The organism is Exiguobacterium sp. NPDC077395, assembly GCF_050269125.1.
GTDB classification, from domain to species: domain Bacteria; phylum Bacillota; class Bacilli; order Exiguobacteriales; family Exiguobacteriaceae; genus Exiguobacterium; species Exiguobacterium aestuarii_A.
Genome location: NZ_JBNNHU010000001.1, coordinates 469289 through 493242 on the forward strand (window position 1 = coordinate 469289; position 23954 = coordinate 493242).

11 protein-coding genes and 1 other annotated feature are annotated in these 23954 nt (G+C 49.3%); of the genes, 9 read left to right on the plus strand and 2 right to left on the minus strand.

The window, feature by feature from the left end:
* Nucleotides 1-2 precede the first annotated feature (2 nt).
* On the minus strand, nucleotides 3-578 hold the full coding sequence (locus ACQKD4_RS02500; RefSeq protein WP_427372376.1) for an anthranilate synthase component II: 576 nt from the start codon (nucleotides 576-578) through the stop codon (nucleotides 3-5).
* Nucleotides 575-1906, minus strand: a complete 1332-nt coding sequence (gene trpE, locus ACQKD4_RS02505) for an anthranilate synthase component I (RefSeq protein WP_427372377.1) — start codon at nucleotides 1904-1906, stop codon at nucleotides 575-577. The genes ACQKD4_RS02500 and trpE overlap by 4 nt, the downstream gene beginning before the upstream one ends.
* A gap of 54 nt (nucleotides 1907-1960) precedes the next feature.
* Nucleotides 1961-2192: a binding site (T-box leader), on the minus strand.
* A gap of 118 nt (nucleotides 2193-2310) precedes the next feature.
* On the opposite strand from trpE, the gene ACQKD4_RS02510 reads away from it, so the two are divergent.
* The 9 genes from ACQKD4_RS02510 (at nucleotide 2311) to ACQKD4_RS02550 (ending at nucleotide 23933) form a co-directional block, all read left to right on the plus strand.
* A complete protein-coding gene (locus ACQKD4_RS02510) occupies nucleotides 2311-2682 on the plus strand; it encodes a nuclear transport factor 2 family protein (RefSeq protein WP_427372378.1) in 372 nt (123 codons plus the stop codon).
* Between the two features lie 161 nt (nucleotides 2683-2843).
* Nucleotides 2844-5573: a S8 family serine peptidase gene (locus tag ACQKD4_RS02515; protein WP_427372379.1), complete on the plus strand. Its 2730-nt coding sequence runs from the start codon at nucleotides 2844-2846 to the stop codon at nucleotides 5571-5573.
* A 215-nt stretch (nucleotides 5574-5788) separates the two neighbouring features.
* Nucleotides 5789-7105: an Ig-like domain-containing protein gene (locus ACQKD4_RS02520; protein WP_427372380.1), complete on the plus strand. Its 1317-nt coding sequence runs from the start codon at nucleotides 5789-5791 to the stop codon at nucleotides 7103-7105.
* Between the two features lie 633 nt (nucleotides 7106-7738).
* Nucleotides 7739-10783 carry a hypothetical protein gene (locus tag ACQKD4_RS02525; protein ID WP_427372381.1) on the plus strand — a complete coding sequence of 1015 codons (3045 nt, stop codon included), beginning with the start codon at nucleotides 7739-7741 and terminating at the stop codon, nucleotides 10781-10783.
* Nucleotides 10784-10976: 193 nt separating this feature from the next.
* The gene (locus tag ACQKD4_RS02530; RefSeq protein ID WP_427372382.1) at nucleotides 10977-13541 is read left to right on the plus strand and encodes a hypothetical protein; all 2565 of its coding nucleotides are present in this window, start codon (nucleotides 10977-10979) and stop codon (nucleotides 13539-13541) included.
* A gap of 171 nt (nucleotides 13542-13712) precedes the next feature.
* Entirely contained in the window at nucleotides 13713-15824 is a 2112-nt protein-coding gene (locus ACQKD4_RS02535; protein ID WP_427372383.1) for a heparinase II/III family protein, read from the plus strand.
* Nucleotides 15825-16065: 241 nt separating this feature from the next.
* Complete coding sequence (locus ACQKD4_RS02540; RefSeq protein ID WP_427372384.1) at nucleotides 16066-18132, plus strand: bifunctional metallophosphatase/5'-nucleotidase; 2067 nt, start codon at nucleotides 16066-16068, stop codon at nucleotides 18130-18132.
* A gap of 555 nt (nucleotides 18133-18687) precedes the next feature.
* A complete protein-coding gene (locus tag ACQKD4_RS02545) occupies nucleotides 18688-21771 on the plus strand; it encodes a CgeB family protein (RefSeq protein WP_427372385.1) in 3084 nt (1027 codons plus the stop codon).
* Nucleotides 21768-23933 carry a glycosyltransferase gene (locus ACQKD4_RS02550; protein WP_427372386.1) on the plus strand — a complete coding sequence of 722 codons (2166 nt, stop codon included), beginning with the start codon at nucleotides 21768-21770 and terminating at the stop codon, nucleotides 23931-23933. Before ACQKD4_RS02545 ends, ACQKD4_RS02550 begins: the two co-directional genes overlap by 4 nt.
* The last annotated feature ends 21 nt before the right edge of the window (nucleotides 23934-23954 follow it).

Below are 23954 nucleotides of genomic sequence, written 5' to 3' on the forward strand. Positions count from 1 at the left end.
ACTCAAACCGGGGACATGCGCCCCGGTTTTTTCGTGCACAGCTGGACGAATCGCTCGAAGATACTGCGACCATCTGGTGTACCAATCGACTCAGGATGGAACTGGACGCCATACGTCGGATGATTCGGATGTTCGATTGCCATGATGACACCATCTGTCGTCTCTGCTGTGACAATCAGTTCCGTCTCTTGTACGACGAGCGAGTGATAGCGCATGACGTCCATCGACAAGCCTTCGAATAAGACGCCCGGTGACGTATTGATGCGCGACACTTTCCCATGCATGACCTTGTTCGCCCGACCGACGACCCCGCCGAACGCCTCGGCGATGACCTGATGACCGAGACAGACCCCAAGGATCGGGACGTACCCGGACAATTGTCGAACGACCGCAAGCGAGACACCGGCATCTTTTGGACCACCGGGACCCGGAGAAAGGATGATCCCACTCGGGTTCATGCGACGGATTTCTTCTATAGTATGTTCATCATTCCGAATGACGCAGACGTCACTGAATCGGGCGACGTCCTGATAGACGTTATACGTGAACGAATCGTAGTTGTCGATGAGGAGAATCATGCGAACACCTCCAAAAGGGATTTGGCTTTATGAAGCGTTTCTTCGTATTCTGATACGGGGTCCGAATCATAGACAATGCCAGCACCAGCTTGAACGTGCGCCGTGTCACCTTGGATGACCATCGTCCGGATGGCGAGAGCAAAGTCGAATCCACCTCGGACGTCGAGATAGCCGACCGCCCCGGCATACACTTCGCGCTTGACCGTCTCGAGCTCGTCAATGAGTTGCATCGCCCGAATCTTTGGGGCACCCGAAACGGTACCGGCTGGAAGACAGGCGCGGAGCGCATCGATTGGCGCCACATCGTCACGAAGCTCACCTTCGACTTCGGAGACGAGGTGCATCACATTTTTGAACCGTTCGAGCTCAATGTGTTTCGGGATCGTGACTGTGCCGACTTTAGCGACACGACCGATATCGTTCCGTCCGAGGTCGAGAAGCATCCGGTGTTCGGCGAGTTCCTTCTCGTCCTGAAGAAGCGACTCCGCGTGACGCATATCTTCCTCGACCGTCTTTCCACGTGGACGTGTGCCAGCGATTGGGTTCGTCGTCACTTTGCCGTTTTCGACACGAACGAGACTCTCCGGTGAGGCGCCGAGAACGATGGCTTCCCCGAGGTCGATGTAGAACAAGTACGGGCTCGGGTTTTGTTTGCGGAGCGTCCGGTAAAAGTGGAACGGGTCCCCGGTGAACGTCGCGTCGATTCGTTGTGACAAGACGAGTTGGAACACCTCTCCGGCGAGGATTGCTTCTTTCGCCTGGAGTACACGGTCGATAAATTCATCTTTTGTCGTTAAAAGCTGTTCGCTCGTTCGGACGACCGGTTCGAGGGCGTGTGTCTCCGGTGTCTCGAGCTGTTCACGGATTGACTCGAGTCGCATCGTAGCATCCATCTCGCTCGTATCGATCAAGACGACCTGTTCTTCGAGATGGTCGTATAAGACGACCGTCTCATAGCGCTGGAAGAGGGCGGCCGGTAAATCACGTGTCTCGGTCGGTGTGTTCGGAATTGGTTCATACACGCGAAGTAAGTCGTAGCCGATATAGCCGACGGCACCACCGATGAACGGATACGGTGCAGTGATATCTTCACGTGTGATACGTTCAGATAGGGCGTGGAGCGGATCGTCCGCATAGATGGTGCCGGTCGAATCTGTCACATTGTTCCCATCGACTCGGATTGTCTCGACCGGATTCGCTGCGATGATGGAATAGCGGCCGTGCTTGCCTTCCGCCCGACTCTCGAGCAGGACCTTACGTTCACCTTGCAGACGGTGGAAGATTGCCACCGGTGTCAATTCGTCGCCATTGATGATCAGTTGTTGCATCGAAATCTCCTCCTTAAACTAAAAAATCTCCCCGTCCCACATGCCCGATTGGACATGAAGGACGAGGAGATTCCCCGTGTTGCCACCTTCGTTGAAAGACGCCTTGTCTTCCCACTCATCGCGAACCATCATTCGCTGTCCCCGATAACGGGAGGACCCGTCAGAGCCTACATGTCGGTCTGAACGCTCAAAAGCCCATTCACGCAAGGCACGACACCGGTTCGCATCGACCACCGGCTTTCTGGAGACGTCCCTTCGCGCTACTCTTCTTTCTCATCGCGAGTTCGTATGAATGTTATCGTTACTTTAACGGGATGAAGCTTTCTTGTCAAGACACAAAACGCGACAGACATTTGAAAATAGATAAATTATGCTATGATGGATGGTGAAAGGAAGGTGCACCGATGGAGACACTCAACATGAAACAACTTTCTGACGACCGCGCGACGAAACAAGTCGCAGGTGACCTCGACGCGATGCGTGACTTGATGCATGACTCGTTTCGGTATGTCGACTCGAGCGGGCGTCAGTTTGATAAAGAGACGTTCCTCGACCAATACGTCGACCCGACTACGATTCAATGGATTGCCCAAGAAACGGTGACGTTCGATGAAACCGTGACGACGGACCTCGCCATCGTGAAAGTCTTGCTCGAAGAACGGTTTATTCTAGGAACGAATGCATACGAAGGACGCTTTTGGGCGCTCCACCTGTATATAAAAGAAGGCGATGACTGGCTATGGCAAGGCGGTCAAGCGACGATGATCAACGAATAATGGGTAGACACTTCTTGAAAAAGAGGTGTCTTTTTTTTGAGCAGATTTACTTGTCGAAACATTGTCGAAACATTTTTGTTACACTTTTGAAACATTAACCGATATATTCCGTAGAACGATTTGGAGCATATACTCCAAGACGAAATGAAAGAGGGGAAACTATGAAAACGAGATTCAAGCAGTTCGTGGCGATGATGACGATCCTCGTCCTCGTCCTGTCGTTCCTTCCACCGGTGTCAGCCGACAAAGGGGAAGGCATGAAGGAGGCCACCTTACTCAATCCAGGAGAGGCGGTCGAGTTCACGACCGAAATCGAACCGGTCAACACGTATTGGTTCAAGATGGAACGTGTCGCGTCAGCGATGACACATATGGAAGTCACGTTCGAATCTTCTAAGCTCGCGAACATCAGCATCTATCCGAGCGCCGAGATGGCGGCGAAGGATGAGACGTTCGATCGCTATCGCGCGAGTGCGACGAAAGAAGAGGGAGAACAGACGGCCAAGATTCTGTTCCCATTCGCTTGGGAAGGTCCATACTACATCAAGATCGAGTATATGCCGATGGATCTCGGTGACGGGATGATGGATATTCCGGCAGAAGAGATGCCAGTTGGTGAAGAACCAGCAAAAGGCGGGGAACCGACAGAAGGAGAACCAGGAGAAGGGGAAGAGCCACCAGCACCTGATCTCTTGATGTTCGCTTCAGACATCAAGCTCGTCGTCAATCCGGTTAAACTTCCGGTGAAGTACGAAGAAGTAGGTGGTGACATGTGTGCCGTCGAATCAATCGTACAACCGGCACCGGAGCGTGATTCGATGCTCAAACTCATCCGTCGTGTGCAATCGGAAGTACTCGGCAAATCACAAGAAGGTCGGGACTTATCGGCTCTCTATTACCGTGCTTCGCCTTACATCGTCAAAGCGATCACGTTTGATGGAGAAAAACGAAAAGCGGCACTCACAGACTTGAAGACACTCCGTCCATTGTTGACGGCGCTTGTCGACAAAAAAGATTACACGCTGAAGACGCAAGATGCAGCGGCAATCAAACGTCTCCATGCACTTGTTGATAGAAGCGTTCCGACGGCGCTCCAAAGTGAGATTGGTGAAATTGCGACGGCGCTCGAAATGGACTCGCTCGCAGGAACACCTGTATCCGACCTCTTTGGAAAAATCGGCATGACGATTCAAACGGACGGTCAGGACGCACCGCGTTATATCGTCAAATACAAATCGTCACCGAGTAAGTCCCTTGGCAAGATGAATGCGATGAATAACGTGTCGGCTGAGCGAATCGCCATCGGTTCGCCATCGGATTACTTTGCGCTCGTCGATGTAGAGGAAGCTTCTACGAAGATGCAGGCACAAGCGAAGTCGACGCTCGAATCAGATCAGAACGTGGAGTACATCGAACCGGTTCAGACGTACAAATCGTTCGCAACGGATGTGAGTCTCGATTACCAATGGGCCATCAATTCGAAGTCGATTCTCAAACCGTTCCAGGATGCGGGAATCGGTCTTGATCGCTATGAATCGTTACGATTACCGGGACGTGCCGTGAAAGTGGCCGTTCTCGATACAGGAGTCGACCATCGTCTGCTCGATTTACAAGGGAAGGTCGATATCGCCAACGCGAAGAACTTTGTCGACCCGAACGGTGAAGGCGACGCGATTGATGACCATGGGCACGGCACGCATGTCGCTGGTGTCATCGGTGCCATCCGAGACAACGGTATCTCGATGCGTGGGATCGTTCCGAACGTCTCGATCTTACCTGTGAAAGTTCTCGATGCGGGTGGTTATGGGGATACGGATCAAATCGCACTGGGCATCAAGTATGCAGTCGACGCTGGGGCGAAAGTCATCAACATGAGCCTCGGTGGAAATGAGAGCCGTACACTCGGATACATGTTGAAATATGCACATGACCGTGGTGTCATCATCGTGGCAGCGACGGGAAATGACGGACAGTCACGTGTGTCTTATCCGGCTTCTTCGAAATACACGATTTCAGTCGGGGCAACGAACTCGTTCGGGATCGTCTCGGATTACTCGAACTATGGAATTGATGTCGATGTCGTCGCACCAGGTTCTAAAGTAGCGAGTCTTGTTCCAGACGGAAACGTGGTCTATATGGACGGGACGAGCATGGCGACACCACACGTCGCGGCTGCTGTTGCTCTCTTGAAATCACAGCATCCGAATATGACAGTCGAAGGGGCGCGTTCGATCCTTCGTCGTACGGCACAACCTCTCGCATTCTCGGGTGGCGACGCACCACGTGACCCACGAATGGAAGATGGCTTACAGTATGTGCTCGATGAATTAGATCGTCCACTTCTTCCGTACTATGATGTTGTGAGCGGATACGGGAAAGTCGACGTCTATCGCGCTGAATCCATGCTTCAACTCGCACCGAAACCGAATCGGATTTATGACAATGCACCAGTTTTCTCGGCTAAAGTCAAATCTGGGACGCGCGTCACGCTCTATAACGGAACGAAGCGTATCGGTTCTGGCGTTTCAAAAAATGGTACAGTCACAATGTCGATCGCACCTCAACAAGAAGGGTCTGTACTGACGGCTCTCTACACAAATGGTAAATTTAGTACGAACGAGCGGCTCATCGTCATGAAAGGACTCCGTCCGAAAACGGCACAGGTGAACGCCGTGCGTGCGAAGACAAAACAAGTGACAGGTAAAGCTCAGGCTGGGATGACGGTCGTCATTCGCGACCAGAAGAAACAAGTCATCGGAAAATCAAAAGTGACGTTGAATGGCACATATGTCGTGAAGACACGAGTGTTGAAGAAAGGCGAGCGCCTCATGGTTCATGTGGAGGACGTGACGAAGAAGGTCAGTCCGGTGACAACGATCACGGTTCGATAAAAATAGGAAATTCCTGAAAAATCATACGCGATTCTTCAATATGTAATCGAGTATGCATACAGCGCGACACAATGGGATTCCTTTTAAATAAGGAGTCCTTTTGTGTTTTTAAAAAATATGATTAAAAATAGAAAATTATGTACCTATTTTTAAAATAATCCATTAAAATAAAGATGTTGTCTGAAGAAAACATTATTTAGGAGGAACATCTTTTCATGAAACAACCAAAGTACTTATCTTTATTCTTAGCGGGGACACTTGTTCTCGGCGGCTTCGCTCCAACGTTCGTTGCAGCAGAGACGAATGAAACGGTCGTCGACACGACGGCACCTGAAGCACCAGTCGTAGAAACACCACTTCACACGTCGACTTCTTTAAAAATCACAGGAGAAGTCGGAACGAAAGCGGAGATTCTCGTCGCAAACAAAACATATGAGCGTGTCGTACGTTCAACTGGGGAAGCGATCTTCACGATGTCACCACAGCCTGTCGGTCACGTGATCACAGTCCGTCTCGTCGATGCGAGCGGAAACGTAAGTGAAGAGACGAGCGTCGTCGTCGCAGAAGACCCAGAACAACGTCCGGAAGCACCGGTCATCAACACGGTCGATAACTCGGCACGTGCGATTGTTGTCACAGGGACACCTGGAGTAGGCGTGACGGTCACAGTCGGAGGAAGCACGTTCAACGGATCATTTGATGCGAACGGCCAATACCGTCGCGTGATTGCGCTTCAAAAAGTAGGAACGCCTTTATCAGCACAAGCGAAAGCGAAGAGTGGGGCACTCAGTGAATTCGTTCAAACAACGGTCGTTGCTGACAAAGTTGCACCTGCAAAAGCTCGTTTGACACAAGCCGTGACGACGACATCGAACGGAATTGCTGGAACGGCAGAACCGCTTGCGACAGTTGTCGTAACGATTGACGGAAAAGCATACTCGGCACCGGTCATGTCGACTGGGAAGTTCGTGCTTCCGATTCCAAAACAACCACTCGGTAAGAAGATGACCCTCGCGGTACGTGATGGTGCTGGTAACTATAGTGCTTCTGAGACGTTGACGGTTCAACACGCGCTCTTCAACAACTTCTATCGTGTGACGGATGAAGGATTCCGTGCAGTTTTCCATAAAGAAGTATTCACATGGGATGGATCGACACGTTACGCAGAAACATTCGCACCATTCTTTATCGACCGTCCGACGAAATCGAATATGTTGTTCTTACTAAGCAACTACACAGAATATGAAGATGTGGTTGGATTCAATAAGCTTCGCATCCGTGTAGGGAATGCGACATACACAGAAGCAATCGATGAGTGGGATGTCGATTACTATGAGTACGAAGACGGATCAGTAGAAGAATCATACTGGTTTATCCCGAGCGCGAAGATGATTGCTTTCATCAAACAACACGTTCGTCCAGAGAACCGGATCGTCATCACAATCGAAGGTTATGACTATGACGTGGAGTGGGCGTTGATCGCAGGCGAGAAGCGTGCCTTCATCCAATCGCTTCAATACGCAGGATATTAATAAGAAGAAATATGTTACTAGCCGCAGGTGAATCATTCACCTGCGGCTTTTTTGCGGTTCATGGATAGGTCTAATGGAGGAGTGATGACAAGTGGGGATTTCCTCTAAATGGTTTTAAAAGTTTGGTCAATGTAAAATTAAGGATTTAATTAATGCGAAAAATGGTCAAATCAAAAAATAGACATGGAAATTATACATAAATCCATAATATTCATTATTAATTACATTTTTTGTATATAATCAAGTTAGTAGCTGATAAATGGCTTTATTTCGCCTTTTTTCGACGTATTTCGACATTTTAAAAAGAGGGGAACTTAATATTAAATTATCTTCCTATTGGAGAAATTCAAAATCATTCCCATTTTTGCGAAAAAAAACGCTTGTGCTAGCTGGAAGTGTTATGTATATTATGGATGTAAGGTTTTCCAAGTTCATACTTGGTAAATTGTTCAAGAGATTCACTTCTTGAAGAAATACCTACTTGTTTCGCTGAAACTCAAGACCTAAACGATTAAGTTGGATAAGTCATTTGTATGAATGACGTATACATAAGGGATCATTTAGCGGGGGGAGCGTCAACGTAGACGAGTAGAGACAAACACGTAACATAACCAAAGGGAGGATTTACACAAGATGGCTAAGAAATCATTCAAGCTAGTCAAAGCGTCAGCAGCACTTGCTGTGACGGCAGCAGCCCTTACACCAGTAATGGCAGCAGAAGCAGCAACTTCAACAGTTGAACTCAAACCAGAGGTCGTACTCGGTGGGAAGTTTAAAGAAGCGCTCGCGCTCAACACACCAAAAGGTGTTGAAATCAAATGGGGTAAATACCTCGTTACTGCAATCAACAAATGGCAGACAATCAAAGGTCAAGGTTCTGATGGAAAGACTTACATCAAGAAACTTTACGCTCGTAACTACCCACTTTACATCCTCGAGCAAGATCTCGGTGAAGTAAAAGCTGGTTCTGAACTCGAAAAACCATCAATCCGTGTTATGTACCGCGACGGCAAAATCTACACTCAGGCTCCTGAGCGTTACACAATGAGCTCGAACTACAACACTAAAGATGAAGGTAAGCAAGAAGTTCTTATCTCATACAACCACAACGGTAACCGCATCACTTCAATGTTGTCTTACACAGTGGTAGACAAAGCAGTCGCTGGAGCGATTTCTTCTGTTAAAGCATTAGGTAAAACTTCAGTTGAAGTAATGCTTAACCAAGAAGTTGATTCAGTTTCAGCATCTAACTTCTCGATCGTTGGAGCTAACGTAACGAGTGCTACACTCGAAGCAGACAAAAAGACTGTTAAACTTGAAGTTTCTGGTCTTGAATACGGACAAGATTACATGCTCGCTGCTAACAACATCATGGTTAAAGGTGAAGCGAAAGATTTCGGTTCTAAAGCCTTCAAATCACTTGCTGTTGACGAAGTATGGAATCTTAAAGTAACTCCAAAAGCATCTTCACTTCTTGCTAACGGAGCAGACAACACAGAAGTAACACTTGAGCTTGTTGACGCAGCTACTGGCCGTGTCGATGCTGGTGCGGATAACATCGTTCTTGACTTGAACGCTACTTTCGGTGCGTTGTCTTCAAAACGTGTTACAATCCAAGACGGTAAAGCTACTGTTATCTTGACTTCTGAGTTCTCTAACACAGGTGTCACTTCGAAAATCGATGCACAAATCATCGAAGCTTCTGGAGATTACAAAGCACTTATCGGTAAAGTTGCTGGAACTGCAAATGTTTCATTCGTAACTTCAACTTCAGGATCAGTTGACACAATCACGCTTGTGAACGCTGAATCAAACCAAGCAGACCGTTTCACACTCTTCTTCGACAAAGCAGTATCACTTGATCACTTCGTTGCAAAAGATGCAAGCGGTAAATATCTCTACACTAACGGCTCAACTACTACTTCTTCACCAGTAGCAGCTAATGGTGAAGCATACAGCCATGCTTTCCGTGTAAATGGAACAGACAAATCTGTAGAAATCACTCAAGGTGGAAAAACATTCACTGTTAAAGGATTCAAACCAGTTGCTGGAAACCCTAAAGCGATGGAAGTTATCCTTGACAAAGGTGTTGTCCTCACTGACAACGCTCGTGTAGAAGTTGAAGTTAACACAGTTAACTCAATCAACAAAGTTACAAAATCTTCTGCTTCATTCGTTGTAACTGACGCTCGTAAACCAGAAGCAACTTCTGCTACGGCTGAAGGATTGAACACTTTGAAAGTTAAGTTCTCAGAAGCGATTTCTGATGCAACATTCGTTCTTGACGGTCGCTTTGTAGAAGGATCTGACTTCTCAGCTGAATTTGGTGACTTCAACCCAGTTACACTCGCTGATAACCGCGACCTTGCTACGATTTCACTTTCTGGAACGTACAACGAAGGGAAGTCAAACTCTGTACTTGGATACTTCGGCGCTGGACAACACTCTGTACAAATTTCTTCTATGAAGGACTTTGCTTACTTGACTGACACAGCTAACCTTGGTTCTACTCAGAACTTGTACTTCAGCATCGTTGCAGATTCGGCTAAGCCAAGCGCGACTGTAACAGTGGAATCACCAGAACAATTCCGCGTTAAGTTTGACAAGTCGGTTTCTGGATTTGAAGCAGCTGACATTCAAGTTCAACGTAAAGCTTCAAACGGATCATTCGTAACTGTTCCAGTTTCTCAATTGCCGCACAAATTAACACGTATCTCAGCTTCAGAGTATGTAATCGAACTTACTTCTGACTGGACGGTAATCTACGATACTGCTGCTTCAAACAAAAACTACTACAACGATGAGTACCGTATCTTCATCGCTAAAGAAGCTGTTACAAACGTAGCTAACGGTCTTAAGAATGATGACCTCGCACTTAGCTTGAACTACTCTGGTTCGCCACTTAACACACCAGATGTAACAAGCCCAATCATCTCTCAAATCGATCGTGTAGCAATGACAAACCGTTTCGCTGTAACAATGAGCGAGCCAGTTAAGATTGCTGCTGCTTCTGATGAAGATGCTACATTGGCACAAGGTCAAGCTGGTCTTGGTGGAACGACAGCTCAATTCATCGGTAAAGACAAAGATGGAAAAACTGTCACAATCAACGGTACGGTTACAGGATACGCTAACAACGCTAACGGAATGGACAACGTCCTTGCTGTTGAATGGAGCAATGCTTCAGGAGCTCTTACTCCACAAGCGGTTGTTGACGGTGGTGGATCAACTGAATGGACACTCGTTGTTCGTGCAGTATCTGACGATGTTGGTAACACAGCCGCTTCAGCTACTAAGTCGTTCACAGTTGCGAAATCTCCAGCTGCAAACACACCATTCGCAATCGCTCAAAACGGTGTTTCTGGGGCCCTTAATGGTTCGGCAGAAGACACAGTGGTTATCAAATTCACTGAAGGTGTCCTCACTTCTGGTGTAAGTGATGCTACGAACCCAGCTCAATACACACTTAACGGTAAGACGCTTCCATCAGGAACTTCTATCCGCGTAGCGAACAACGACAGTGTGGCTGGATTCGAAACAGTAACAATCACACTTCCGGACGGAACATTGAACGCTGCTTCTAACGTTGTGACTGTAAACAAAGACCTCGTATCTTTCGATGGATCATTGTTCCAAGGTCCAGTTGAAAACACGTTCTCTGTAGTTGCGCCTAACTAATCGCTGACCCTCCCTTAGGGTTAAATAGAGCAACGTCTTTGGACGGAGCCATCTTGTAAATCGGTAGTGCCTCGGCACTACCGGTTTTTTGCTTTTATGCCAGAAAACAATTCCCCTTTTCTACAAAACAAATTATACTTTTATTGTCATCAAATTAATCTTTTACCATTTTTAAAGAAAAGAGGAAATGTACGTGAAACAATTATTGTGGGCGCTTCTGATTGCCGTTTTTCTTCCTATATTCAGTTTGCCTGATTCGGTGGAAGCGGGTGAGCCGCTTCCGAAACATCTACGAATCCCCAATAGTCCTTATGTGATTACGATGGACGGGAAGGACCTTTACCATGTCGGAACGGGAGAACGCACTCCGTTATCGAAAGAATTATTTTTACACTGGTCTTACGATCAACGTGCCGTGATGAGCGTGGACAATCAACATATCGTCTTTACATCGGGGTGTAGCTCGTGTTCGATGCATCGCTACATCATCGATTTAGACGGTCAAATTACGATTGATCTAGTACCAGACAACTATCGAATCGTCGGAGCTGACGTTGCGCACGATCGACTCCTGTGGGCGACTTGGTCGGAAGTGATCATGACGAACCTTGAAGGTGATATCCTTTGGAAGCGTTCCGACCTTGGAACTGCCGTCACGTTATCTACCGATGGTCAGACCGTCATTGCCGCACAGCATGATCTGTTGAAGATTGACCATGTGAATGTAGCGACAGGAGAAACGGAATCGACTCAATCCTTTGATGTGAAGGTTCAAGGCCGTGACAAGGAAGCGCTCGCTTTTGACGGGGTCATCGCTTATCCGGAACAAGGTTACGTCTATCTTGAGGAGACCCGACAACTGATCGCGCTTCCTGAGTGGTATGACGTACAATATGCAGAAGAAGATGGGTTCTTGCATTGGTATTCGCAAGGTATGTATGGGGTCTTACATACTGCATCTGGAGAATTGAAGACGTATGATCCAATCGTCTACCCGACGCTATTCCCTGGTGTTTTAGCGTTCTCGGATCAGACGATTCCGCTTTCTTCTTATAAACAAATGCCGACTCAACTAGAATTCGTAGTGGATAAAGGGGCAAACACAGAAGGTGATCCATACCTATATGTCGACCGCTCATATCCAATAACGTTCAAATCGAAAAATTTGGACGGGGTTACCGAAACGATTCCGTTTGAGCGCTTAAGAGCGAATAAATCGAATGAAGTCACGTCACCACAAGTATTTTCATACGTGACGGACGTCAACTATGACCTCACGTACATGGGGAAAACGTTCAGTGGGACGCTCTTCTCCTACAATGTTGGGGATGTTTCGATTCGTAAATTTGGACTTGCGGGTGAAATCGTTGGACAAACGGCACCACGCGCAGGTGTGACGGTACGGGTTCATCAAGACGGAAAAGAACCAATCCAATATTCAACGAAAGCGACGTTATCTGGTGAATTCCGAATGACGACGGAACGACTAGCGCCAGGGACGACGTTCACGGTGACGAGCCTGGCGAGCAGGACAGCGGTGTATCGCCAAACGTTCACCGTACCGGTTCCGAATCCAGAAGCCAACACGATTGAGGTGTTAGGAGACTCTGTCGAAACGGGTGTCATGTTTAAAACCGTGCCGAACGGGAAAATTGACGTCTTCGTCAAAGAACAGTTCCATTCGTGGTACGACACGATTCAAGCAGACGCCTCGGGCATTGCGCGCGTGACGGGAACAGTCGATCCGCTCGCAAAAGGCGTCAGCGTGACGTATGCACCAGTGGGCACGGAAGGGGTGGAGAAAGAGCTCGTTGTCTTTGAGCGGGCTGAACCGACCTTCACGTTTCAGGTGACACCAAACGCAGGGGATACGACATTATCCTATGCGTCTACAGCTAAAGGCATTACGTACAAGACGTATGTCAACGATGTGTTCGTCGGGGACGGTCGCACGCTGACGTTACCGAAGGCGCTTCAAGATGGTGACGTGATTCGTACTGTCGCTACGGCAGGAGACCGCTCGACAACAACGGAGCATCGTGTCGTTGCAGTCGGACCGACGATTCTTCAAGTGACAGATGTCGCGATGACGGCGACACATACGGTCGTGAGCGTTCGTCGTGACGTGAAGGCAGACCTTCAGTTCTATATCAACGGCAAACGTACGACGGCGACACCAGTCTCTTCGACTCGATTCACGGTTCCGGCACGACCTGGGGACATCGTCCTCGTTCGTCTCGTCCGTGGAGGTCAAAAGCTAGATACGCGTCTTGCGTTACCGAAAGTCACGTTCAGTAACATCCGTCTCCATGACGAGCAGAAGACATGGATCGGTATGGTGCTTCCGAACAGCTCTGTCACGTTGCAAAACGGCTCGACACGAATCGCGAGCGGGAAGAGTTCATCGACAGGACGTGTCGTCATGAACTTGGCGCCTCAACCGATCAAGTCGAAAGTCACACTCGTCAGCAAGAGAGGCGTGTATCGTTTCGTTCAGACGGTCTACGTGAAGGCTGGGCTTACGCCGAAGTTCACGGTGACGACGCCGACGAGCTCGTCACGTTCTGTCACGGTGAACGCCAACATCGATTATGGCAAAGTGACAATCTATCGCGGGTCCACACTCCTCACATCGAAGACGGTGACGTCAAAATCGACATCTGTCTCGATGGCAGCTCAAAAATCAGGCACACGTTTGACGGTCCGTATGACGACGCCAAAAGGTCGTTCACAGACGATTTACGTCACGGTACGCTAACATTCAGCGTCTATTCCATTCGATTGGGATAGACGCTTTTTATATGGGTTACATGATTGGCTATTGTGAGCTGTTGTTACACAGTGAGATTTAAAATTCGCTTTTCTTCTTTTTGAAAAAAATCCCTTTTAATCATGGTATGATGGTAAAAAAAGATAAATGAGGTATTGGATGAATACATATGTAAAAGGTGCACTCTTATCCACGGCGCTACTTCTCACGACAACTTCTGCTGGGGCAGAAGAGGCGGCACGTCCGTTCTTTACAGAAGTATCAAAAGAAACAACCGTGTATCGATTGTTGCCGGATAAGACGATGAAACCGATCGGGAAACTGATACCGAATGAACAATATACAGTCGTCGGTGTGTCCGGTGGCTATTATCAAGTGGAGGTGAACGGGCGACGCACGTACGTCAAAAAACAAGAGATTCCGTTAAAGGCTCAACTTCTGACGAAAGCAGTCGTCTCTGACGGACAATACGAACGATTGCTTCATAACTATACGGCGCGTGTCGAAAGACGTGAGGTCCCGTATTACTATGGATTTCTGACAAAAGCGCAAGCGGTCAGCCAAGCGGACTCGGCCATGAACGGAGTGTGGCGCATCGGGGCAACCCCGGGCAAACAAATCGTGGAAGACATTCATATATTCGACTGGGAGCGTGACATCACTGTCGGTGATTCGACGTCGTTCATGTTCCAAATGCAATACTGGATGGTATTGAACCAACTGACGATGGCGTATCACTACACGAAAGACACGAGCTATTTAGCTTACGGAAAGGCATTCGTCGATAGCTGGGTCAAGCAATATCCGACCGACGCGTATCGTCGCTATCCGAACGCGTATCACCAACAAGGGACGGCGATTCGTACGTTCCATCTCATCAACTTTTGGAATCAATACAAGAAGTCTCCTTTAAATAACGACGCAGCATTCAGCGCTCGTGTGCTCCGAACGATTGAAGGGCACGGTGAAATCTTGGCGGACGCGAAATTTTATCGGGAACGACACAATCATGGGATCTTCCAAGACATGGCGTTGACGGATATCGCTCAGACGTTCCCTGAGCTCGAACAATCAAGTGTTTGGAATGAACTTGCGACAACTCGATTGACGACACAGTTGGATCACTCCTTAAGTCCTGACAACGTTCATCTGGAGCATTCACCAGGATATCAGGTGTATACGTATGAGATGCTATATCGCTTCAATCGCTGGATCGAGGCGAACGGCTTCGTGACATCTCCTCGCCTAGAGGCCGTCAAACGAATGCCAGAGACGCTCGTCCATTTGATGAAACCGAACCGGACGCTTCCGCTCTTCGGGGACACGACGGGTGAACCGCGGACGACGTCGATGATCTCGACATTGCGCGACTATCCTGAACTACTTTATGCGGTGACGGGAGGAGCGGAAGGGGTGCGACCGACGGAACGCGTGAAGCAACTTGATACGCAATACGCAGTGTTGCGTGAACATTGGGGAGAGTATGAGCCTCTCGCCGATGCGGTCTCGCTCATGATGACGGCAGGGTTCCATAATACGGCCCATAAACATCAAGATGATCTCAGCATCGACCTGTACGGATACGGACGCGATTTTATCGTCGAGACGGGACGATATGGGTATACGAACCGACCGGAGCGAGATACTGCCGTCCGTGTCGAAGCGCACAACACGGTGAACATGGGATCTCGTCAACTCACGCTCCATTCGAGCACGATCGGGAAAAGTGGGATCACCTCGGTCGAGGAAGTCGATGGTTTACAACGAGCGAGTGGATTCAGTGACTTGATGGGGCAAGGGATTCATCATACGCGAAGCATCGCACACGATTTAGACGGCACCGTGCTCGTCGCGGATACGATTCAAAGTGACGCCCGCGTCCCGTTCACGCAACGGTTCCATCTCGGAGTCGGTCTTGAACCGGTCGAAGAACGTAAAGGTGAGATGCTTTTCCGTGATGCGGAAGGGCGGACGCTCCAGATGATTCAACTGCCGATCGCTTCGACGGGGACGGTGCGAATCGAACCGAGTTTTGTCGCCTATCGTGATTTTGAATGGAAGCCACGTCACCAAGTCGTTTCGACAAAAACTGGAAAAGGCACCTCGTTTGTCACCTTGTTCCACCTTTCGAAGACAGGGACGCGCGTCACGTTCTCGAACGTGGTGGAGACGGAGACGGCTTACGTCGTGAATTACTCCTTGTCGAACGGGCAATCTCGCACCTTTGAAATGCCGAAAGGTGTGAGTGAGGAAATAAGTGAGACGCTATAAGGAAATGAGGAGGAGATGCCAATTGGTATCTTCTTTTTCAATTCCGACAAGAAATAACGAAATATTTACAGAAAAGTAATTGTGTTATTTTGTGAGATTGCGTATCTTTAAAGATGAAGTCTATACAGGTTTTGTAATCGCTTCCATTGGCTTGATGTCAGACATCTGTCAGTGGAGGTCAAAATCGAGGGTGTGACTTCGGTACGGTCGACTCATACATACTCAAAGGAGGAATATCTGCATGTTGAACTCAAAAACACGCAAGTTCTATCAAGGAATGCTCGCAGCAACGCTCACGGCATCGGTGATTGCCCCGGCTGTCGTAACAGAAGCGGCTCCGGCCAAAAAGACAATCAAGTTGAAGGCGGCGTTCGTCACAGACGGGGATCTTGACGCAGCGCTCGACAAAACGTATCAAGGTAACAAAATCTATTGGTACAAATCGACAGTCGACATGGACAAACTCGGTACATATCAAGTTGCTAAAGGATACATTAAATGGAAGAATCAGTACTTCGAGAAAAAAGTACGCGTCATTAACTATCCGAAAGCAATCATTCCTCCAAAAGGGGACTGGACGTTCAAACACGGTGAGCAATTGACTGGCCAGTTGAACACGCTTCAAATCCAATTCGTCGACCGTGTCCTCCGTCAACCGGTGAAGTGGACGAACCTTTCGACAGACAAGATTGGTGAGTTCGTGGCGACGGCTTCTTACACGCATAAAGGCCGCACTGTGACACTTGACGTTCCTTATAAAGTAGAAGGATACGACCTCTCAATCATGCACACGAACGATACGCACGCGGCGCTCAAATACGCTCCGAACCGTGCGACAGCTGTCAAACAAGTTCGTGCTGAAAAACCAGATAGCTTGTTGATCGATGCGGGAGACGTCTTCTCTGGTTCGCTTTACTTCAACGAGTTCAAAGGACAAGCTGACCTCAAGTTGATGAACTACATGAAGTATGACTTGATGGTACCAGGTAACCACGAGTTCGACCTCGGAACTGAAGAAGGACATAAAGAGTTGTCACAATTCGTTCGTTATGCGAACTTCCCGTTCGTCAGCTCGAACGTCGATTATTCTGGCGACCAATACATGAAGAACTTGTACCGCGATGAAACGACAGAGAAGGCTTACAATGGTCGTCTCTATGAAGGTGTCATCAAAGTGGTTGACGGGAAGAAAGTCGGATTCTTCGGTTTGACGACAGAAGAAACGGCTGACATCGCTAGCCCGGGTCCAATCAAGTTCCAAAACTATATCGATGAGGCGAAGAAAGCGGTCAAGGCGTTCGAAGACATGGGGATTCATCAAATCGTCGCGGTCTCACACCTTGGTTACAACGACAACCCGACAGTCGACAACGACTTGCTTCTTGCTGAACATGTTGACGGCATCGATGTCATCATCGGTGGGCACACGCATTCACGCTTGAGCGCACCTGTTGTCATCTCAGAAAATAAAACAGAGCCGACACTCATCGTTCAAGCCTTCCAGTACAGTGAGTTCCTCGGTACGCTTGACGTCGAGTTCGACAAAGACGGAAAAATCGTTTCGCATGCTGGTAAGTTGATCGACGTGAAAACGCTCGAGCCAGACGCTCGTGCGGTCTCACTTCTCGCACCATTTAAAGAAGATGTCGACAAGATCAGCAACGACCCAATCGGTGTCACGTTGACAGCGGCACTTGAAAACCCACGTGACGAAGGCGACATCGCAGCAACAAGTGTACGTAAGCAAGAGACGGCTCTTGGTAACTTGATTGCAGACGGCATGCTCGCGAAAGCGAAAGACTACGATGCAGACATCATCGCGGCAGTTCAAAACTCAGGCGGTATTCGTTCGAGCATCGATGCAGGTCCTGTCACGACAGGTGAAGTCATTACAGTCCTTCCGTTCGGTAACACGCTTGCTGTCATGAACCTAAAAGGTTCTGAATTGCTCGCGGCACTTGAGCGCAGCGTGAGCGTTTACCCACGTGAGAGCGGCGGCTTCCTCCAAGTATCAGGATTGAAAGTCGAGTTCGACAGCTCGAAGCCAGCGAACGAGCGTATCGTGAAAGTGACATACAACAACGGAACGACTGATGTTGCGATCGATCCGAACGGTATGTACAAAGTTGCGACGAACTACTACACAGCAACGGGCGGCGACAACTATGTCGAGTTCGAAGCGGCATTCAAAGATGCACGTGTAACGGACCTCGGTCTTAGCGACTGGGAAAACCTCCGCGATCACATGCTCGACCTTGGTGAGATCACACCAACGGTTGAAGGTCGTATCGTCGACGTCGCAAAATAAGATTTTTTAGGCGGGGCATCCTTATCGGGTGTCCTGTTTTTTTGAGTGAAAAGCTATTTTTACTCATTCTTTCCACAATCAGTTCCGAAGAAGTGTCACGTATGGTTGCTAGGAATCTGCGGATAAGTATTTACCGAATAGCTCACAATACTATTTTTCAGTGAAAATGGAGGGCGATTTTATATTTCATTTTGGTGTATGACGATGATCGACTGAAAATGACCGACGGCACACCGACTCCTTGGGGAAAGCGGGCAAGGCGAGACCCATCAGCTGAAAGCGATGCGGCTCGCTGACCGCCCCAGGAAAGCGGTGTGCCGAAGGGAATTTCAAAAGAAACTTCTTTTGTTTGTAAAGTAGGTTAGTTCCAGTGAATTCATCAAAATCGAAGCATTCTGAACATATGTCTTCTTTGTATTCGATTTGTCATTCAGTTGATTTTGCCTTTTGAATTGAGCGTTTGCTATAATCAATGGGTGTCGAAACGTGATGTTTCAAATAACAGGGCATCGGCTAAAGAGAAAACGATGCCATAATGAATTTGGAGGAACCCCCATGAGTTGGAAACGAAAAGTGAAACGCGGTGTCTATCTAGGCATGCAGCGCGGCAAACGCATCGGTCGTCGGTTGATGAAAGGGACACAGACGCAAGTCCAGACGAGACAGTTCGTCGAGGTCGTCCCATCTTGGTACGCACGTACATCTGCAAACTACGAACTCGATGGTGCAGCGCTCGTTTCAACGATGGCTGAGAAGCAATTTTTGACGTATGGCGAACGCGCCTCGTCGTTCCGTGGCGTCCCTGGCCCGGATTCGTTCCAGCTCAATCCGTCGATTCGTGAATTTGACGCGAGCTTGAACGTTGAAAAGAGTGGTGACATCGAAGTCACGCTACTCGTGATGTTGTATAACGATGAAGAACGGACACGTGTCGTTCGTGTAAGTGACGGTGTCCGCACGACGGTCGCTCTTCGTGAGAACGAGACGAAGACACGCTTCGTCATCCAAACGCAAGGGAAAGGTCGTGCCCTCATCCAATCACTCCTCGTCGATGGCCAACCGCTATGGAACGTGGAAGGGATGGGCAGTGCCGTTGCCGATGCCGACTTTGACGCGATGATTGAGCTCGATGCCTCCACGCTTGAATTGATTTCTCCTGTCGGACGCATCGTCGACTTTTCAGACGATGTCATCACGGTAACAGGTCAAGGAAACCAGTACGAGCATTACGGTGTGCAAGAAGCGGCTCTTCCACACGTGGATACGAAGCGCGGGATCGACTTCTCGCTTGCCGATATGGACGACTATGTCTATCGCTTCTATTTAAAAGGAGATGCGTCTCAAACGGCGAAAGCGACATTGTTTGTGGCGACGTATGCACACGGTGAGCGCGATCAACTGATTGAAGTGCCACTCGGCTTCAGTAACGTCTTGAGCCTGACACCTAGCCATGAGTCGGTCCGTTACTTCATCCGCTTCTACGGCGATGGGGCAATCTCAGACCTTAAGCTTGGTGTCATCCGTGAGAACAGCGTCCGTCGTACGGAGCAGTTCGATTTAGATCCGACATATTGGACGATTCCGACACCGGAGTCGATTAAATTGAAACAAGATCCGAACGGTCTTCGTCTCGTCTTGGACATCGAGCCGGACGTGCGCCGTTATGTTTCTTATATGGAGACGAATAACCGCTTCACGGTTCTCCCGAAAGAGAATCCGTATACGGTCCGACCGAACCATCGCTATCGCGTCACAGTCGATGGCGAGCTCGGTGCGAACACAGGCGTCGTCCTTTATATCATTTCGTACTCGCTGACGGAACGATTGTCGATGCAACAAGTCCAGCTCGGTAGTGAGAAGATTTTCGAGTTCGGAAAAGATGTCCGCTACCTCCGTTTCGCCCTTCGTGTGGATGGACAAGGTGAGACACTCGTCACAGGCATCCGCGTCAGTGAAGAGATTATCACCGACCGTACACAAGTACCGGAATGGGTGGATCCGCGTGAGGCACGTCTATTTGAGACGACACCACGTGAGTTGCATGAGATGAAAGTCGCGGCCATCTTCGATGAGTTCACGACGGCATCGTATCGTCCGGAGTGTGAGTTGATCACCTTCTCACCAGACGATTGGCCAGCCGTCTTGGCTGACCGCCAGCCTGACTTCCTCATGGTCGAATCCGCTTGGAAAGGGAACGACAAGACGTGGGAGAAGAAGATCGTCAAGTATGGGACGAACACGTGGGAAGACCTCGATGCACTCCTTGACTGGTGCCGTCTGAACAACGTCCCGACCGTCTTCTGGAACAAAGAGGATCCGATTCACTACGATCGCTTCATCGAGACGGCGAAACGCTTTGACTTCGTCTATACGACGGATGCGAACATTCTCGAGAACTATAAGCGTGACTGTGGGCATGATCGTGTCGGCGCATTGCCGTTTGCGGCACAGCCGAAAGAGCATAACCCGATCCGCCTTCCGGGAACACGTGAACCGTACGCTTGTTTCGCAGGCTCTTATTATGCCAACCGTCACGAGTCGCGTCGAATCGACATGGATCGTTTGTTCGCAGCTGCTGACAAGTACGGTCTCGTCATCTATGACCGTAACTACGAGATGAACCAGCGCGGCGAGACGGACCAGCTTCAGTTCCCTGAACAGTTCCGTCAATCAATCCGCGGTAGCTTGAAATATAATCAAATCGCCAAAGCGTATAAAGGCTTCAAAGTCATGCTGAACGTCAACTCGGTCAACGATTCACCGACGATGTTCTCACGCCGTGTCTTTGAAGGACTCGCGTGTGCGACACCGGTCGTCAGTACGCGTTCGGTCGGTGTTAAACAGATGCTCGGCGATTATGTCTTCCTCGATGAGGGCGATGAGATGCTCGAAGAGACATTCCGTAAACTGCTCACTGACGATGCGTTCTATGAGGACGTAGCGATGGGTGGCATGCGTCACGTGCTCAAGAACCACACGTACACGCAACGTCTCGCACAAGTCGTCAGCACGATCGGTCTCCCGTATCGCGTCGACCATCCGAAAGTCGCGCTCGTCGCATTCGTCCGCTCGACAGGAGAGATGAACCGTGTCGTCGACACGTTCCGTGCACAGGACTATGAGCACAAACATCTCGTCGTCTTCCTCGACAAGTTCGAAGGACATTTAGACGTATACGAAACATACAACACCGAGGATATCTCGACATTCATGCTCAGCTATTTGCCGCAGTACAACGCCTTGTCTGAAATCATGGACGGCTTTGATTGGATGGCCTACATCCAGACGGCGGATTACTATGGTCCTTCTTACATCTCTGACTACATGTTGGCGACGTGCTATGCGGAAGCGAATATTTTGACGAAAGAGGACTACTTCACTTGGAACGATACGCTCGAGAAGGTCGATTCGGATGGCACATATCGCTATGTGTTCGACGCGACGCCTTCACGTTCGATCATGAAGCCGGACGTTCTCCGCTTCTATAGCGTCCGGGAAGCGCTTGACGTTCTCGCGACAGACGCGACGTTAAAAGAGTTGGCTCAATCCGGTGAACGAATCTTTAGTACAGACCCGTATCAATATGTAAAAGCAGGGAGCGAGATGCCGACAGCAGTCGCTCAGGAGGTACAATTATGACGACACCACTTCGCGTCCTCGTTTATGGGGATGTCAACTTAAACTTGATTGACGGGTCGGCCATCTGGCTGACTTCCGTCGTCTCGATGTTGAAGCAGGACCCATCGATTCACGTCGATGTCCTCCTCAAACGCTCAATCACCAAACCAGAAGTCACGGCGGGCATCAGAGAGTTGCCGAACGTTCGCTTCATCGACTTGTTCGGAGCGAACTCACCGAAGAAAGGAACGCCTTATCATGAACGTGGCGTCCTTCAAGCGGATGAGGCGGCACAAGTCATCGATGAGTTGATGACAAAAGACGGCTATGACTTGGCGTTCGTCCGTGGATTCCAGTTGGCGTACGATCTGTCTCAATATGAACAGACGATGGCGAAGACGTGGACATATATCACGGACTTCACGCACGACCATACACAAGCATCGGAAGAAGAACTCGCACGCCTTCGTCAGATTGCGTCGCGTTCGGCTCGTATGCTTTGTCAAACCGAGGCGATGAAGACGTACTTCGAGTCGTTCTTGCCGACGGACCGCCCGTTCTTGATTCTGAATCCGATGATTCCGAACGGGAAAGGGACGCAGCCGACGTTCACGAAACCGAACGACCGCCTCGTCTATACAGGGAAGTTCGCGCCGCTTTGGTACACGACCGAGATTTTAGACGCATTCGCGAAGTTACGCGAGACGTATCCGGCCGAGCTTCATATTGCGGGCGACAAGTTCAACCAAGACCCGAACAACCCGAACTTCAAACAAGAGACGTTAGCGCGTCTGAAATCAGAAGAGGGTATCCATTGGTTGAAAGGCATTCCGCGAGCGGACGTCGAGACGCTGATCGACCGTAGTGCGATCGGTGTATCCTGGCGTCACCCTGAACTCGACGCGAGTCTTGAGCTTTCGACGAAATTACTCGAATACGGTTCGCTCGGTAAACCGGTCCTCTTGAACCGCAACCCGATGCACGAACTCATTCTCGGGGAAGACTATCCGCTCTTCGTCAACTCGGAAGAAGCATTCATCGAGAAGGCGCGCCTCGCGCTCACGGACGAAGAGGTGTACGCTGACGCGGCGAAACGGCTCTATGAGATGTCGCAGTATTACACGTTCAGCAACACGTATGCCCGTCTGCGTGGCGAGCTTTGGTCGATGAAAAAGATCAATCTTCTCTTCGCCGGTCATGACTTCAAGTTCTTGCGCCTGTTCATGGACTACTTCCAGAACAACCCGCGCTTCAACGTCTTGATTGACCAATGGGAAGGACATAAGATTCATGACGTGAATCACAGTAAGGCATGTCTCGAGCAAGCAGACATCATCTTCTGTGAATGGGGTCTCGGGAACGCCGTCTGGTATTCGCATCATAAGAAGCCGCACCAGACGATGATCGTCCGCATCCACCGTCAAGAGAAGGAAACACCGTTCCCACGTGAATACAACCTTCATAACATCGACCGCATCATTTTGGTGTCGCCGTATATGCTTGAGGAGATGTATCGACTCTTCCGCATCCCGCGTCACAAGATGACGATGATTTATAACGCGGTCGACGGGAAGCGTCTCGTCCAACCGAAAGAGACGGAAGACTTGACGTTCCACTTAGGGATGATCGGGGTCAACCCGAAATTGAAGCGTCTCGACCTTGCGCTCGATATGCTCGAAACGTTGTTACAAGATGACCCACGATACAAACTCTTTATCAAAGGCCATCATCCAAATGATATCTACTGGATCAACAAACGAGAAGACGAGCGTGCCTACTACGACCGCTTGCTCGAACGATTGGAGCAACCGATCTTCAAAGAGAGCGTCCGCTTCGATGGACACGGAGATGACGTTCCAGAATGGTTGACGAAAATCGGCTTCGTGCTGTCGACGAGTGACTTGGAAAGCTTCCACTTGGCACCGGCTGAAGCGATGACGTCTGGTACGTATCCGATCATCCGTTATTGGACGGGAAGTGAGACGATTTATCCGGACGATGTATTGATGGAAAACGTGTTAGAAGGCGTCGACATCATCCGTTCGTTCAAAGGGGACTCAGCGCGTCTCTTGGAAGCGACAGAGGCCTATAAAGCGTATGCGCATCACCATTTCGCGATTGAAACGCTCGCTCCAAAATTAGAGGAGCTCTTACTAGCAGAACTGAATGCCGTCCATTCATAATCAGCAAGCCCGCGATCGCGG

Bases quoted from the DNA above. Each gene is read 5' to 3' on its own strand.
- ACQKD4_RS02540 (WP_427372384.1), top strand. From the start codon at position 16,066: ATGTTGAACTCAAAAACACGCAAGTTCTATCAAGGAATGCTCGCAGCA.
- ACQKD4_RS02510 (WP_427372378.1), top strand. From the start codon at position 2,311: ATGGAGACACTCAACATGAAACAACTTTCTGACGACCGCGCGACGAAA.
- ACQKD4_RS02550 (WP_427372386.1), top strand. From the start codon at position 21,768: ATGACGACACCACTTCGCGTCCTCGTTTATGGGGATGTCAACTTAAAC.
- ACQKD4_RS02535 (WP_427372383.1), top strand. From the start codon at position 13,713: ATGAATACATATGTAAAAGGTGCACTCTTATCCACGGCGCTACTTCTC.
- ACQKD4_RS02525 (WP_427372381.1), top strand. From the start codon at position 7,739: ATGGCTAAGAAATCATTCAAGCTAGTCAAAGCGTCAGCAGCACTTGCT.
- ACQKD4_RS02545 (WP_427372385.1), top strand. From the start codon at position 18,688: ATGAGTTGGAAACGAAAAGTGAAACGCGGTGTCTATCTAGGCATGCAG.
- trpE (WP_427372377.1), bottom strand. From the start codon at position 1,906: ATGCAACAACTGATCATCAATGGCGACGAATTGACACCGGTGGCAATC.
- ACQKD4_RS02500 (WP_427372376.1), bottom strand. From the start codon at position 578: ATGATTCTCCTCATCGACAACTACGATTCGTTCACGTATAACGTCTAT.
- ACQKD4_RS02515 (WP_427372379.1), top strand. From the start codon at position 2,844: ATGAAAACGAGATTCAAGCAGTTCGTGGCGATGATGACGATCCTCGTC.
- ACQKD4_RS02520 (WP_427372380.1), top strand. From the start codon at position 5,789: ATGAAACAACCAAAGTACTTATCTTTATTCTTAGCGGGGACACTTGTT.